The sequence below is a fragment of the Vibrio celticus genome, assembly GCF_024347335.1.
Lineage (GTDB): Bacteria > Pseudomonadota > Gammaproteobacteria > Enterobacterales > Vibrionaceae > Vibrio > Vibrio celticus.
This window is the reverse complement of the sequence record NZ_AP025463.1, coordinates 1001922-1015722: the sequence shown is the minus strand read 5'-3', so window position 1 is coordinate 1015722 and position 13801 is coordinate 1001922. Positions and strand designations below refer to the sequence as shown.

The 13801-nt window shown below is 40.8% G+C and carries 11 protein-coding genes and 2 pseudogenes; 4 read left to right on the top strand and 9 right to left on the bottom strand.

Annotation, left to right across the window (positions count from 1 at the left end; genetic code table 11):
• Positions 1-26 precede the first annotated feature (26 nt).
• The 3 genes from metK to OCV19_RS04790 form a co-directional block, all read right to left on the bottom strand.
• Positions 27-1172 carry a methionine adenosyltransferase gene (metK, locus tag OCV19_RS04800; RefSeq protein ID WP_065676518.1) on the bottom strand — a complete coding sequence of 382 codons (1146 nt, stop codon included), beginning with the start codon at positions 1170-1172 and terminating at the stop codon, positions 27-29.
• Between the two features lie 131 nt (positions 1173-1303).
• Positions 1304-2341, bottom strand: coding sequence for a response regulator (locus tag OCV19_RS04795; RefSeq protein WP_065676519.1), 1038 nt, complete (start codon positions 2339-2341; stop codon positions 1304-1306).
• Between the two features lie 12 nt (positions 2342-2353).
• A complete protein-coding gene (locus tag OCV19_RS04790) occupies positions 2354-3577 on the bottom strand; it encodes a sensor histidine kinase (protein WP_065676520.1) in 1224 nt (407 codons plus the stop codon).
• A 208-nt stretch (positions 3578-3785) separates the two neighbouring features.
• On the opposite strand from OCV19_RS04790, the pseudogene OCV19_RS04785 reads away from it, so the two are divergent.
• Positions 3786-4698: pseudogene (locus tag OCV19_RS04785) on the top strand (IS3 family transposase); the annotation flags it as partial.
• A 113-nt stretch (positions 4699-4811) separates the two neighbouring features.
• Here OCV19_RS04785 and OCV19_RS04780 read toward each other — a convergent pair.
• From OCV19_RS04780 to OCV19_RS04770, 3 genes and pseudogenes are all read right to left on the bottom strand, one after another.
• Positions 4812-5422 (bottom strand): annotated as a pseudogene (locus tag OCV19_RS04780) (type I-F CRISPR-associated protein Cas7f/Csy3); the annotation flags it as partial.
• Between the two features lie 248 nt (positions 5423-5670).
• Positions 5671-6378: a hypothetical protein gene (locus OCV19_RS04775; RefSeq protein ID WP_065676522.1), complete on the bottom strand. Its 708-nt coding sequence runs from the start codon at positions 6376-6378 to the stop codon at positions 5671-5673.
• Positions 6379-6421: 43 nt separating this feature from the next.
• Positions 6422-7129, bottom strand: a complete 708-nt coding sequence (locus tag OCV19_RS04770; RefSeq protein ID WP_065676523.1) for a helix-turn-helix domain-containing protein — start codon at positions 7127-7129, stop codon at positions 6422-6424.
• A 174-nt stretch (positions 7130-7303) separates the two neighbouring features.
• Here OCV19_RS04770 and OCV19_RS04765 point away from each other — a divergent pair, with 174 nt between their 5' ends.
• Entirely contained in the window at positions 7304-7864 is a 561-nt protein-coding gene (locus OCV19_RS04765) for a recombinase family protein (protein WP_065676524.1), read from the top strand.
• 22 nt (positions 7865-7886) lie between these two features.
• Here OCV19_RS04765 and OCV19_RS04760 read toward each other — a convergent pair whose 3' ends face one another.
• A complete protein-coding gene (locus OCV19_RS04760; RefSeq protein WP_065676525.1) occupies positions 7887-8099 on the bottom strand; it encodes a helix-turn-helix domain-containing protein in 213 nt (70 codons plus the stop codon).
• Positions 8100-8200: 101 nt separating this feature from the next.
• Here OCV19_RS04760 and OCV19_RS04755 point away from each other — a divergent pair, with 101 nt between their 5' ends.
• Together OCV19_RS04755 and OCV19_RS04750 are read left to right on the top strand one after the other, a co-directional pair.
• Complete coding sequence (locus OCV19_RS04755) at positions 8201-8743, top strand: hypothetical protein (RefSeq protein ID WP_065676526.1); 543 nt, start codon at positions 8201-8203, stop codon at positions 8741-8743.
• On the top strand, positions 8740-10155 hold the full coding sequence (locus OCV19_RS04750) for a DEAD/DEAH box helicase (RefSeq protein WP_065676527.1): 1416 nt from the start codon (positions 8740-8742) through the stop codon (positions 10153-10155). The genes OCV19_RS04755 and OCV19_RS04750 overlap by 4 nt, the downstream gene beginning before the upstream one ends.
• Positions 10156-10962: 807 nt before the next feature.
• On the opposite strand, the gene OCV19_RS04745 is transcribed toward OCV19_RS04750, so the two are convergent.
• Complete coding sequence (locus tag OCV19_RS04745) at positions 10963-12918, bottom strand: LTA synthase family protein (protein ID WP_065676528.1); 1956 nt, start codon at positions 12916-12918, stop codon at positions 10963-10965.
• A gap of 30 nt (positions 12919-12948) precedes the next feature.
• Positions 12949-13320 (bottom strand): diacylglycerol kinase, encoded by a 372-nt coding sequence (locus OCV19_RS04740; RefSeq protein ID WP_065676533.1) that lies wholly within the window; start codon positions 13318-13320, stop codon positions 12949-12951.
• Positions 13321-13801: the final 481 nt, after the last annotated feature.

Genomic DNA, 13801 nt, shown 5'->3' with positions numbered 1-13801 from the left:
ATGTATACCCAAGCATCTAGATTTGCTTAGGTTCGACTTCGTAATCGTTCTGATATTTTCGTATCTTCCCAAGAGAAAATATCTCGACCAAAATGGCCGTAACAAGCGGTTTTTTGGTAACGAGGAGCCAGTAAATCTAAGTGTTGAATTATTTCATATACTCGAATATTGAAATGTTCTTCAACAAGTTGATATAAGCGAGAAACTGGCACTTTTTCTGTACCGAATGAGTTTATCTTCATTGATATTGGTTCAGAAAGACCAATCGCCCACGCAAGCTGGATTTCACATTTTCGAACCAATCCCGCTGCGACTAAGTTTTTAGCAATGTACCTAGCCATATAAGCAGCAGAACGATCAACTTTTGAGGGATCTTTACCAGAAAAAGCGCCCCCACCGTGACAAGCAGCACCACCATAAGTATCAACAATAATTTTCCTACCTGTCAGACCACAATCTGCTGTGGGCCCCCCAATATGGAACTCCCCAGCAGGATTGACAAGAAATTGTGTTTTTGAAGTCACCCAAGACGCAGGAATCACAGGTTTAATAACCTCTTCAATCACTGCCTCTCGCAGATCTTTCAAAGAGATGCTTGGAAGATGTTGAGTTGACACTAAAATGGTGTGGGCTTGCTGAATAGTATTTTGGTGATACTCAAGCGTAATTTGGGCTTTCGCATCGGGAAGAAAAAAAGGTAGCACATTTTTTTTTCGCAATAATGCCTGCCTTTTCATTAATTTATGTGCGTAGCAGATAGGAGCTGGCATCAGTTCTGTGGTTTCATCACAGGCATAACCAAAGGTGATACCCTGATCACCGGCACCGAGTTGAGAAAACTGAGAGCTTCGAATACCTTCAGATATATTGCTAGATTGAAGTCCGAGTAAATTGATAATCCCACAGCTGTTACCATCGAGCCCTGCGATTGAGCTGTTGTATCCACAGCGATTGATCGTGGTTCGAATAATCGCCTCAATATCAACCTTTGCGGATGAATTGACCTCGCCAGCAACGATAATCACCCCCGACTTGATCAAGCATTCACAAGCGACTTTTGCAAAAGAATCTTGGAGTAAAAAAGCATCTAGAATCGCATCGGAAACCTGATCCGCTAATTTATCCGGATGCCCTTCTGAAACAGACTCTGAAGTAAATAAGTATCTTTCCATTATCTATACTTTCATACGTAACCATATCTTATGTTAAGCATTTGAGTGGTTGACGAAAAGGCACTTTATTGCCAAAGTGGTGGAGTATTTTGTTATCCCACACTTTAATTAAGCAAGATAATACAACATTATTATCCTATTTCTCTATAATCAGATGGAGATATACCTATTTCCTTTTTAAAAACTCGACAAAAGTAATTAGAATCTTTCCATGCAAGCTCTAAAGAAATCACATTTACTTTTAAATCACTGAACTTTAATAAAGAGCAAGCTATAATGATTTTTCTCTGTGCTACATAGTTTGAAAATCCGACACTTTCACTTTTCTTGAATGCTCGACTCAAATAGCAAGAACTGACAAATGTCTTGTCAGAAACATCATCCAATGTGACAGTTTTTAATATATTTTTTTCGATGTGAAACTTTGCCCTATCAATGAAATCCAAACTAGACGCTTGTTTTTTAAAAAATGGAGTAAATACAACATCACCGACATAAAATAATAAATAGATCAGGCGTGGATATATATTTTGGTTTAAACCCAATCGTCCAATATCTTCAGATAGAGCATGTAGCTTCGAGCAAGTAGAGGAATAGTCACCACTCAATGAGTCGAGATAAAAGCCTAAAGTATCAAGAAATGTTCTTACTTTCTCTCTTGCTTCTTCACTCTCGTTATCTCGCATGTAAATTTCGTTAATTGTATCTAAAACGAAGTTGTTCCAATGTACATAATTTTTATTTTGAAAGAGTTCATTTATTTTATCTTTAATTTTTTTAGTTTCTTTGCTCTTCCTCTCATCAAATCCAAGTGTTATTTTAATTGTCTCACTGAGTAATTCTTGTCTTACCGGCTTTAACAAATAATCTTGAATCTGCAAGTTGAACATATCCCTTAACATATCAAAGTCGTCGTTCGCTGAGGTTACTACAACTTTCGCTGTATTATTTTTTGACCTTAAATAATCAACAACCTCCTTTCCATTAGGCAAAGGGATATTAATATCGACCAACATTAAATCAATATTTTTAATATCATCTATTAATTGGATTGCTTTTTTCCCTGTTGACGCCTTATGAACAATAGCATTATCGATGCATGTTAATACAATTCGCTCAATAGATTCCATTTCAATCCATTCATCTTCTACAATTACTATATTATACATACGGCGTCTCACTTATTTATTATTAATAGGAATTTTTAAAACTATTTTCGTTCCTTTTTTGGGCTTGTTAGGACTAGATATATCTAGCTTATATCCATCGCCATATAAAAGCCTTGTTCTATTTATTATATTGTATATACCGATGCAACCACTATTAGAATGTTGCTCACCAGAAATTATATCTGCTATCTTTTCTTTTGAAATACCATCACCGTTATCCTGCAATTCAATAAATATACTTTTTCCATTATCGTAGGCTTTAATCGATAGCGTACTAATGATATCTCTAGGCTCTACAACGTAGTTGAAAAAATTTTCTACCAAAGGTTGAAGAATCAAAAAAGGACAAGGGATATTAGAATATTCATCTGGGACATTACAAGTATATGAAAAACGGTCTCCCATCCTAACTTCTTGTATAGACATGTAATTTTTTACATACTTTATTTCCTGCCCCAGCGTGATTACACTACATGAACTTTTCCTTAATAAATAACGCATCATATCAGAGAAATTATGCACCATATTTTCAGTTCTATTTGCTTCTTCTAAATAAGATAGGCGACCAATGGTATTCAGAACATTAAATAAAAAATGAGGATTTACTTGGTAGGAAAGGGCTTTAAACTCGGCTTCATGTAAAGCCTTCTCCATCTCCATACTTTTTTGTAATTCATTTTTTAATTCAAGTTCTTTTTCATGTAAATCGGTTTGAATAAGCCGTGAATGTGCTTGCTCAACTAAATATGAAGCAACATCGAACAAGGTGTCTGCTGTCGATATAAAGCGTTCATAATCCATCTTTCTAGTTGTATCGTATAAAGCAATGAGTTCAGAGTTATCTTCCCAGATCTTATTCTCTTCAAGAATATACGGAATCTTACTTTTCGTATTGTCTTCCACTTTGACTTGACCTGATATCATTGCCCCTAAATACTGTCCTTCAATCATGATAGGTACAGCACATTCAACAAAACCACAGTAACAACGATAGACAACTGGCTTACCAGTTTGCATAGCAATTCGACCACCAGCATCATCACTTTCATAACACTGCATTTTTCTTGTTGGATCTTTTCTCGCTTGGGCACAATATTCGCAGAACCCACTTGGCTTGGTGACAGGTTCCCCGCGAGAGTCAACGACAACCAGTGCAATTTCCATTGACTGACTGAAATTATTCTGTAACTTTTGCAAGCGGTTAATATCTAAATACTTGTCTAACGTATACTGCATAGCGTTCTGATGACCATAGTTTCTCAGATTAAAAAAAGTATAAGTTTAGGAAAGAAAGCAAACTTGATTCAGATCAAGTTAATACATCATCTTACTTGGTACATGGTCATTTTTAGATGTCGGTAATGTTAATAGCTCCCCTAAAATACCAATCAAATGCTTAGGGGAGACGATCTTTGCTTCTGAAAGTCAGCTAAGCAAAGACAATACTGAACAGGTCGATAAACTCCACGCGAAGATCGGTCAACTGACCATGGAAAATGATTTTTTGGCGAAAGTGCTCGGTCGTTAGATCGGGCACAGCGAAAGAGTTCGCTGGATAAATCCACCCAGTTACCGATAAAACGCCAGTGCGAGCTTCTCAACATTGCTCGCTCTACGGCTTATATCAGCCCATAGGACTCTCAAGTGTAGAGGTTGAGCTGCGTCGTATGATTGACGAAATTCATCTCCAGTATCCGTTCATGGGCAGCAGACGCATTCGAACTGAGCTGCTCAAAAAAGGGCATAAAGTTAATCGTAAACGTATCGTTCGGATCATGCGTGATATGGGCATTGGTGCGATTTATCCCAAGCCTAAAACGACCATCGCAAATAAGGCGCACAAGGTTTATCCCTACCTATTACGTGATATCGAAGTTACCTACCCAAACCAAGCGTGAGCTATTGATATCACCTATATCCCAATGGCTAAAGGCTTCCTTTACTTGGTTGCCATTATCGACTGGTTTAGCCGTAAGGTTTTGTCTTGGCGCTTATCAAATACGATGGATACAAGCTTTTGTCTTGAGGCACTTCAACACTATGGACCACCAGATATTTTCAACTCTGATCAGGGGAGTCAGTTTACTAGCACAGAGTTCACGCAAGCCTTACTCGATCGTGGGATACGAATCAGAATGGATGGCAAAGGCCGTTGGGTAGATAATGTTTTTATCGAGAGGCTCTGGCGAAGCTTAAAATATGAGGAGGTTTATCTAAAGGCTTACACCACACCCCGAGAAACAGAGCTTGAAATCGGGAACTACATGGTGTTTTATAATGAAGAGCGTAACCATCAAGGACTGAATAACCTCACCCCAGATGAAGCTTACTTCGGTAGGCAGAGAGACGCTGCATAAGCTGGATCAACCACTTAAGGGATTAGTTTATGCGTCCAACCATTGAGGTCCACTTCTTAACTCTTAGTCATAGCGATCCCTTACTTAGCCTTCGTTTTAGACCTTGAACTTGATCAATTAAAGAGACCGCCCTTAATCAACACAAACATAATTTATGTATAGTTTGTGAAGCTGTCTTAGTTTCAATCCAACTCTTGGTATTTCTGAGTAGTTGGTAGAAGTCATTTCCATGCGTTACGTGCCACCAATCGTCAATCGATTGCAACGCCGCACCAACTTCTTGAACATGAAAAGTAACGGTTTCCTTTCCGGTCAATAGTTCAAAGGTAGCTAACTGCTTAGTTGGAACATCATCTTCTCGGCTATCTAAAAACTCTTGGCTTGGGTAAATCTCATCTCCCCCAACCAACTCCAATTTTAGCTTTGACATCCATATAGAAATATTCGGTTGGACCAGATAGCGCTCGCATCAAATAGGCTGTCAGCTTTTCTAGGCACACTGTTGAAACTTCATCCCCATGACCATACCAATAAAGTCTTATAGCATTTTTTCAATCAAGGTTTCTGGATCACTAGTGGTCACTTCTATCGACAGCTTTCGATACTCTCTGTTGCGCCAAAGCCAACTGCCAAGCAGGATATTCTTCGTGTATCGATGAGCGAGATCCTGATAACTATTGAGATTTTTATAAGTTTTAGCTAGTTACGAAAGTTTACTGCGTACTTAACCATCACAGGTATTAGGCGTTAGAAATAGTGCTTTGACTTGAAAGCATCAGATAGCAAAAAGCCGCTCATAAAGAGCGGCTTTTTTAAGGTGATGCTTGCAGGATAAGTCAAATTGCAGGCTTCATAAGGTGATGCTTGCAACATAAGTCAAATTTATACCACCATACATACTAAATTAGTCAAACTGATGATTTAATTGAATTTTAAATTAGTATTAAACTGGTACATATAGTTATCACTATACTAACGTTGAAATCGGTTAACCGTTGTTCGGTAGCTACTAGCCTTTACAAGTTCCAGGCCCTGCTTAGACCTCTGCTTATTTAACTTTTTCACTCGCTCCAAAAAATCATTATGTGCTTGCGTATAGTTCACTCTAATTTGCTTTAATGAGTGATCCCTAACAACCATCAATAAAAGCCTCTCAACCTCATCATCCAAATATTGTGTTCGATTACCCTTACGCGCATGAGCAGGTTTCAACACTTTCTTTTGCCAACCCGATTTCACGTACACACTGACCCACTCTGCTAATGTTCGCCAACTTGGTGGATTGGCATCGTCAATAGTTTCAGAAAATGCAGTAAGCCACGGAACCAGTCGCTTTTCTGTATACGCGGGAACATCTGAGTCCAATACTCCCCTTACATACGCGTAGCGCCTTTCCATTACTTTCTCATATTCCAATTCTCGATTTGTTTTCTGGGACTTAGCCTTTTTACCTACAGGGTTAACAAATACAGTTTCGGGGAGAGTATCTTTAGTGACAGCGGCCAACCGGCCTTTTTGTATATGGGATTCTAATTGGCCTGTTGCAAAGGAAAAGTGCCCACCATGCTCGATGTCTTTGAGGGTAATTTCACTTCGAGTCACAGCACTCACCTGATAGTGGGAACACTTACCGCCTCGGTAGCGTTTCACAAGAATAAGATTCGGGTCTCTAAAGTTCATTATTCATCTCGTTTTAGGTCAATAAAAACTAAATTTCAAACGGTCACTTTCTGAAACGCTGTAATGTCGTTTCATAACTACTTGGAGTAAGCGCAGGTAGTCCTTCGTCACGCCGGTGATCATTCAACAGCTGCATTCGCTCAATAAAATCTCGATGTGCTTTTCCAATGTGCACTCTAGCTGAAGACCTAGCATGCTCAGTAACGACCTCGCATAAAAGCCTATCTACTTCAGGGGCTAATCGAATCGAGTGATTACCCTTACTATGATGACGTGGCAGCAGCGACGCCTTTTTCCATCCTGATTCATTAAACGCTTTAAGCCATCTGAGAAGTGTTTTATAGGATGGAGGGGAGATATCTTTGATTTCTTCAGCCGCCTCGCTTATCCACGGGGTTAATCGAGTAGCTGATAATACGGGGAGTTCAGAATCAAGCACCTTTCGAACATAGAAATATCTACGGTCGACTTCCGCTTCAATTTCCGCTTTCTTGCCAACGGCTACAGGTTTTGTTTTCTTTTTTACGGCATTGATGAATAAAGCGTCAGGAACATTATTTTTTACCGTCCCGATAAGAAGACCGTTATTAATGTGGTTTTCTAATTGCGCTCGTTTAAAGGAAAAACATTCGCCATGCTCTATATCCTGCAATGACACCCATTCAGTATCAAATGAATTCACCTGAAAATAGGATTTCTTCCCGCCACGAAAACGCTTAGTCAGCACTAAGTCGGGATCTCGAAAGTCCATGGCGTTTCCTCTTCTCTAAACGAACGACTTCCACAACATACGACGATAAGCTTTCATTTAAGGTATACCCTAATTTAACAAACTCATCGCCTCTCAATAATGTTCATTTAGAGTGGATAAACACTTTAAATGACACTATGTTCAATAAGTCTAGATGCTAAATGAGCAAATTCAATGAGCAAGGTCGGCTACGCACGAGTTTCTACTACAGAGCAATCATTAGATCTTCAGATTCAGAAACTCACGGAAGCAGGTTGTATAAAAATCTTCTCTGATACTTCGACGGGATCAGACATCAAACGTCAGGGATTGGTGGACCTAATGGAATACCTAAGAGCCGGAGACACTGTCGTTATTACACGAATCGACCGCATCGCCAGATCAGTCCTAGATTTACAGCAGATGGTCAAGACCTTTAACGAGCAGCAAATCCTACTGACCGCTTTAGAACAACCTATCTCAACAGATTCTGCATCCGGAAAAGCGTTTCTCGATATGTTGGCCGTCTTTGCTGAGTTTGAATTAAACATTCGCAGAGAGCGTCAGCTTGAAGGGATCGCGGCAGCAAAAGCAGCCGGAAAATACAAAGGTAGGAAACCACTCTCGAACGCAATAAAGCAACAAGTCATCAGTATGCATTCTGATCATCAAAAAATCACACAGATCTCTAGTGTGCTAGGCATTTCAAGAAACAGCGTATACAAGATACTTAACGACAACCGCAATGATTCTTGAATGGTATGAATACACTTTGACCCTAAGGCGCTGGCAGCAACTCAACAACATTACATTCTAAGGCTTGTGCCAAGCCATACACTTTTTCTAGCGTAATATTCACTTCACCACGTTCAATGCGGCCAACGTAACTTCTGTCTATGTCAGCAATCAACGCGAGTTTATCTTGAGAGATGCCTTTTTCTTTGCGAACTTCACGTAATTTCGAGCCAAATTTAACCGCTAAGTCTTTCATTTTTAATCCAAGTTAAAATGAAAACTATCCTTACTTGCGGCATATAAAGCCACGGATTATAATCCGCATTTAAAATCCCACTCGAAATTTCGGTAAACAAAATGTCCAGTAAGCCAATTCATCTAATTCCGTTTCTCTATCAAATTCTCATTGAGGATCAACTCGATGATTTTTCTGTATTAGAACTTAGAGATCGGTACCTGGCTCTCGCTGGTTCTACGTTAGATAAAGCAGCAGCAAGACGGCTGGTGTACCGACATATCCTGCGCCTAAAAAACAAACAGCTACTGTGCAAAGTAAGCGTTAAAGGCACCAAAAAAGCGACGTATCAAAAGACTGAGCTGTTTTCAAAAGCAACCTGGGAATTAACGAAACACAACAGCACTACCAAAGTCAGCGAAAACCATGATAGCTCTTATGAAAGCAAATCAAATTCGCCTAAAACGGTACTTCAAGAAAGGTTAGAGCAATGTGAAAGTGACTTTTTAGCCTGTTTACAAGAGTTTCAAACGTATCAAGGCCTTAGCTCTGAATTCCCTCATTTAAAAGAAGGCTTACATGATGTAAGGAGCAAGACCAAGATTCAAAGTTCGAAATTGGTTGGTCAGATAAGAGCAATCAAAATGGCATTAGCACTATCATGATAGCTTTGCGCCAGTGGCAATCTGAGTGCGTCGAACTAGCCCTGCATCACTACCAGAAAGGTCAGTCTCACTTCCTCTGCCTTGCAACGCCTGGGGCTGGAAAGTCTGTCATGGCAGCAGAGGTTGCCTCTCGGCTACTTGAACAAAACGCTATCGACTTTGTTCTTTGTTTTTCACCTTCAACCGCTATATCGCAGGGGTTAGCCTATACCTTTAAGAATCACCTGAACTGTCGCTTTGATGGCGCTATTGGAGCGTTAGGTGCCTCGTATACCTATCAAGCTTTGCAGTACTTTGATGACTACTTTTGGTCTTTACTACAAACTCACCGAGTCATGGTTGTCCTTGATGAAATTCATCATTGCGCGGGGCTCAACATGACAGAGGCGAACGCATGGGGTGAAAAAATCATTCAACACATACAATCCCACGCTCGATACACACTTTCATTAACTGGTACTCCATGGCGTTCTGATAAAGCACCGGTAAGCCTATCAAGCTACAACATCAACACGGCTGAAATTGAATGCAACTACGTTTATGGGTTGAGCCAAGCTGTTAAAGATAAAGTATGTCGCTTACCCAGTATTGTCTTAGTCGACAACGAAATGATCACTGCAAAATCTAACGATTCAGAAACTCGGCACTTCTCATCCATACGTGAATATCTGGATGAACCTTTTGGCTACTATCAAAGTATCATCACCGACGATACCTGCATAAGATACCTGATAAAATTAGGCTTAAAGAAGCTAGATGTGATTCAGGAAAAGAAACCAAACGCCGGCGGGTTAGTTGTAGCAGCATCCGTTGAGCACGCAATAAGAATACACACGATGCTGGCCGAAGAATTTAATAAAAAGGTGGTTCTTGTCACTTACAAGCATGAAGACCCGTCAGGGATCATCGATGATTTCAGAAGCAGCGATTCCGATTGGATTGTCAGTGTTGGAATGATTAGCGAAGGAACAGATATCCCTAGGCTTCAAGTGTGCTGCCACCTTAGCAAGGTTAAGACTGAGCTATACTTCAGGCAAGTCTTGGGGCGCATTCTAAGGATGAATAAAGGGATAAACCAAGAAGCGTGGTTATATACTTTTGCCGAGCCCAATTTGGTGACTTATGCTAACCGAGTCGCTGAAGAAGTGCCTTTGAACGATGTTGTATTTCATGAACACATGCCTAATAACCCCCCTGAATTTCCAGAAATTCACAAGACACAGACATCAAACTACTCCTGCGTAGAGGGCCCAGATAATCAGGTTTCATGGGGCGAAACACAATCAACTAAATCTGCACGAAAAGTAGCAACCTTGTCTAAGCACAACCCTGAAGAGCAGTGCCACTACTTCGACGTAGTAGGTGACTTTAGACAGCAAATTGTTGATGTGTTCCGCTTTCAAAACACATGAATCGAAAATTCATAAAAATTGCGCCGCGCCCCTTCAACTCATTTTTGGACAAAACTTTGTTAGAGCATTTACTTAGATTAAGAGTGTTTGGATTAGGTGAGGTAATCGAGTAGGAGGAGGCCTCACGGCCTCCGTCCTCTCACACCACCGTACAAGCGTGGGTCGCATACGGCGGTTCCAAGGTATACTAACTTCCGTTAGCTTAAACTCGCGGCTTAACTCCAACGCCATCGTGTCTTGCCTCTCTTCGTTAATTACAGATCCGTTTCCGACTTCTCCGTATTTAATAACGTAGCTGTAGGGTTTCTACTCTTTTCTGAGACTCCGCACACGCTGAGAATTCGTTAAAGGCTTATCTAAAACCTTGGTTCAGGCCTTCCCTACACTGTAGGTACTATGCCCTCTGCTGACTTCTTATCAATCCTCGTCTAACATCACTGCTAGCCTAGTCTAAAAGACAACTGATAAGATCTCCCGAGGTAAGATGCCACCCTTTCCCACAGCTCTGCCTGATTTACATAGTCACACTTCTGTTCGAGACTTCGGGCTATCTATCTATGGCTAGGTTACCCAAGTTGACTATGCCTACTATCAGATTTCTGTTCGTCAAAGCTGTGTTTTGCCATTTGCTTCCTTCAGATTCCACCTCACGATGAACACCCTTGCATAGGCTAACGGTTCTCGCTCGACTGAGCCCGTAGAGGACTTTCACCTCCTAGGTTGACACCATGCTCGGCGCACCATCAAAACCTACTACTCATTTGAGTAGCAAGGCCGAAGGTCACTTTCAGCCCTGCTAATTGATAATTACTTAATCTCTGATGATTGATAAAATCTACTTTGGTAAGCAAGACTGCCCCATAGTGCATTGGCTTTCGCCATTTTTATCATGTCCTGAGGCATCTTACGGTCAAGTAATTCTGTTGTGACTTCATCGTAATAGAACCCTTGAGCTGGTTTATCCGGCTGAAAAATAACAACGTTATTATTACTATCCATCCAGGCAAAGTTCTTGTAAAACTGCATCATCGCTCTGAGCTTTGTATTATCAATATCTTTTGTCATATCGTGACCAATCATAGGGTTTACACTATTAATACCAATGAGAGACAGCAATGTCGGCGCAATATCTATTTGGCTTGCTAAGCGCGTATCCTGCCTTTCGGAAACGCCATCACCCACAATTACCGCTGGAATGTGAAAATGATCAATCGGAACTAATTGGTTTCCATAAGCGCGAGAGTCATGATCTGCCACAATAACAAAAATAGTGTCATCCCAGTAATAGGAAGATTTTGCCTGCTTGAAAAATTCACCCAGAGCGTAATCCGAATACTTCGCCGCATTTTCACGAGTTTGCTTCGGTTCGTTATATGGTGTAATGCGACCATCCGGATAATCAAACGGACTATGGTTAGAAGATGTAAATACCAGGCTAAAAAATGGCTGTTCCTGAGCACTCAGCTCAGTAAACTGCTCATGAGCCTTTTGATATAAATCTTCATCTGATGCCCCCCAAGAGCCAACAAACGCTGGATTCATAAAAGTAGGGAAATCTTGTATATCAGTAAAACCATTCCCTAAGAAAAAGTTCTTCATATTGTCAAAGTGACTTTCTCCGCCATAGATAAACTGGGTATGATAGCCCTTATTTTTCAATAGCTCTGCAATAGTAAAGAAACCACGTTGACTTTGACCAAGCTTGACAACTGAACGCGCTGGAGTCGGGGAGAAACCGGTCACAACCGCTTCAATTCCTCGTACTGAACGTGTGCCCGTTGAATACATTCGAGTAAAATTCCAGCCTTCCTGCATCAGTGCATCGAGATTAGGTGTTAACGGCAAACCACCCAATGCACCGACATATCTCGCACCGAGACTTTCTTGCAGAAGAATGACAAGATTCTTAGGCTTACCTTGATAAGTCGCTGCATGATAGGCCATGGTTGGAGCCGAGTTTGACGTAAAGTCTTTACTCGCTCTCCCTGTAGATTTCTGAACCAAATCGATGATCTCACGGCTATCCATTTTGCCGTAATATTTGAAGGCATTGTCCTCACCGCCCATTTGCTTAGCGGCAAACAACAGGGAGTAAGATGAATTAAGTACCAGATCATTCACTAACGGATCGGTAGAAAAAGCCACCATCGCCGGATTAAGTGGTCGGTGTCCAAGCGTCGATCTCGCCCCCATAAATCCAACCATAACCACAAGAACAGCCAGAAGCGGTCGCCAGTACCAACGTGGGAAAGTTAAATCTTTTATCAGATGAGCGGTAAATTTCCATCCCAAAAGCAAAGTTGCCATGCTCACAGTGGCACCGATAAACAGCTCAGGTTTGTATCCACTCCATAACATTCCGAAGACTTCTTTCGGGTAGATCAGGTATTCAATGAATAGTCGATTGGGACGAACGTCATATTCCATAATGAAAGATGGCGTCGCGAGTTCCATGTAGACCACAAGCCATAAACCGAAAACAATCCAGACTCGTAAAATCAATAACCAACTTCTACCGATAATACCGTTACCAGCAAGCAGACAAGTCATAAGGGCTGGCAATATAAGCAGATAGCTTACGGATGAAATATCAATCCGTAAGCCAGAAAGTAGTATGGTTAACCAGCCATTTGCTTGGCTGACACGCTCGCCATGCCATACACTTAACCCAACGCGAGATAGCATAAGAATAAAAAGGCAGACTAAAAACGTCATGCAGAGAGGATAGAGAATACCCAAATGCCTTTTAACAACATCTGTCATTTGTAACTTCCTTATTAATTAACTATGTTTTCACACGGCAAAGTTAGAAAACAAGACATACACCCACGTGGATATTGCCATTAAGAGAGTAAGCAGAACAGCAGCTGAACCCATATCTTTCGCTTGCCCTGACAAGTCATGCTTCTCTGGCCCGATCCGATCAACAACAGCTTCTATGGCAGAATTAAGTAATTCGACGACGATAACCGCGATAATTGAACCAACCAGCAATAACTTCTCTAAGCCGCCGACGGGTAAAGCGAGAGCCAGAGGGAATAGCACACAAAAAGACACCAATTCTTGTCTGAACGCTGCCTCGTAACGCCAAGCCGCACGTAAGCCTAACCATGAATATTTTGTTGCATGGATAAGCCGAACCAACCCTTTTTGATTAGATTTCACACTAGACCTTATATTACGGTAATGAATCGGACTGACTAATAACATGATTAGTGTTAATAATATGTGGAAAGTTCCTTAATGTATTTAAATCGTCATATTTACGTCATTAAATGAAAGGCAGCCCAACGTCATTTCCAATGGGCTAGCTAACCATTGCCAGAAAGATGGTTCGTTAGGTCAAGCCGAAATTCCATATTGTACGGCAACACTGATCAAGTTCGTCATACTTCAGATTCATGGCAAATTTATGACAAGTTATAAACATCACGGAATACGCCCGTTGTATGACTTGGGGTTGGCTTGGATGTGCAAGAATTAATTTTTGTTTTTATGAATCATGAGAGAGACCAGCAATACCAATGGGTTCATGACTTTCTCAACAAAAAGCCCTTTCTCTAAGCAAAACCTGAGAAATTCATCCAAAAATTCTCAACTATCCCATCAAGTCGATCAAAGCAATTCTCAACATTTTGTTACTAAC

Coding starts and splice junctions, on each gene's coding strand:
- OCV19_RS04770 (WP_065676523.1), bottom strand. CDS start 7,129: ATGGACTTTCGAGATCCCGACTTAGTGCTGACTAAGCGTTTTCGTGGC.
- OCV19_RS04745 (WP_065676528.1), bottom strand. CDS start 12,918: ATGACAGATGTTGTTAAAAGGCATTTGGGTATTCTCTATCCTCTCTGC.
- OCV19_RS04765 (WP_065676524.1), top strand. CDS start 7,304: ATGAGCAAGGTCGGCTACGCACGAGTTTCTACTACAGAGCAATCATTA.
- OCV19_RS04775 (WP_065676522.1), bottom strand. CDS start 6,378: ATGAACTTTAGAGACCCGAATCTTATTCTTGTGAAACGCTACCGAGGC.
- OCV19_RS04750 (WP_065676527.1), top strand. CDS start 8,740: ATGATAGCTTTGCGCCAGTGGCAATCTGAGTGCGTCGAACTAGCCCTG.
- OCV19_RS04760 (WP_065676525.1), bottom strand. CDS start 8,099: ATGAAAGACTTAGCGGTTAAATTTGGCTCGAAATTACGTGAAGTTCGC.
- metK (WP_065676518.1), bottom strand. CDS start 1,172: ATGGAAAGATACTTATTTACTTCAGAGTCTGTTTCAGAAGGGCATCCG.
- OCV19_RS04795 (WP_065676519.1), bottom strand. CDS start 2,341: ATGTATAATATAGTAATTGTAGAAGATGAATGGATTGAAATGGAATCT.
- OCV19_RS04755 (WP_065676526.1), top strand. CDS start 8,201: ATGTCCAGTAAGCCAATTCATCTAATTCCGTTTCTCTATCAAATTCTC.
- OCV19_RS04790 (WP_065676520.1), bottom strand. CDS start 3,577: ATGCAGTATACGTTAGACAAGTATTTAGATATTAACCGCTTGCAAAAG.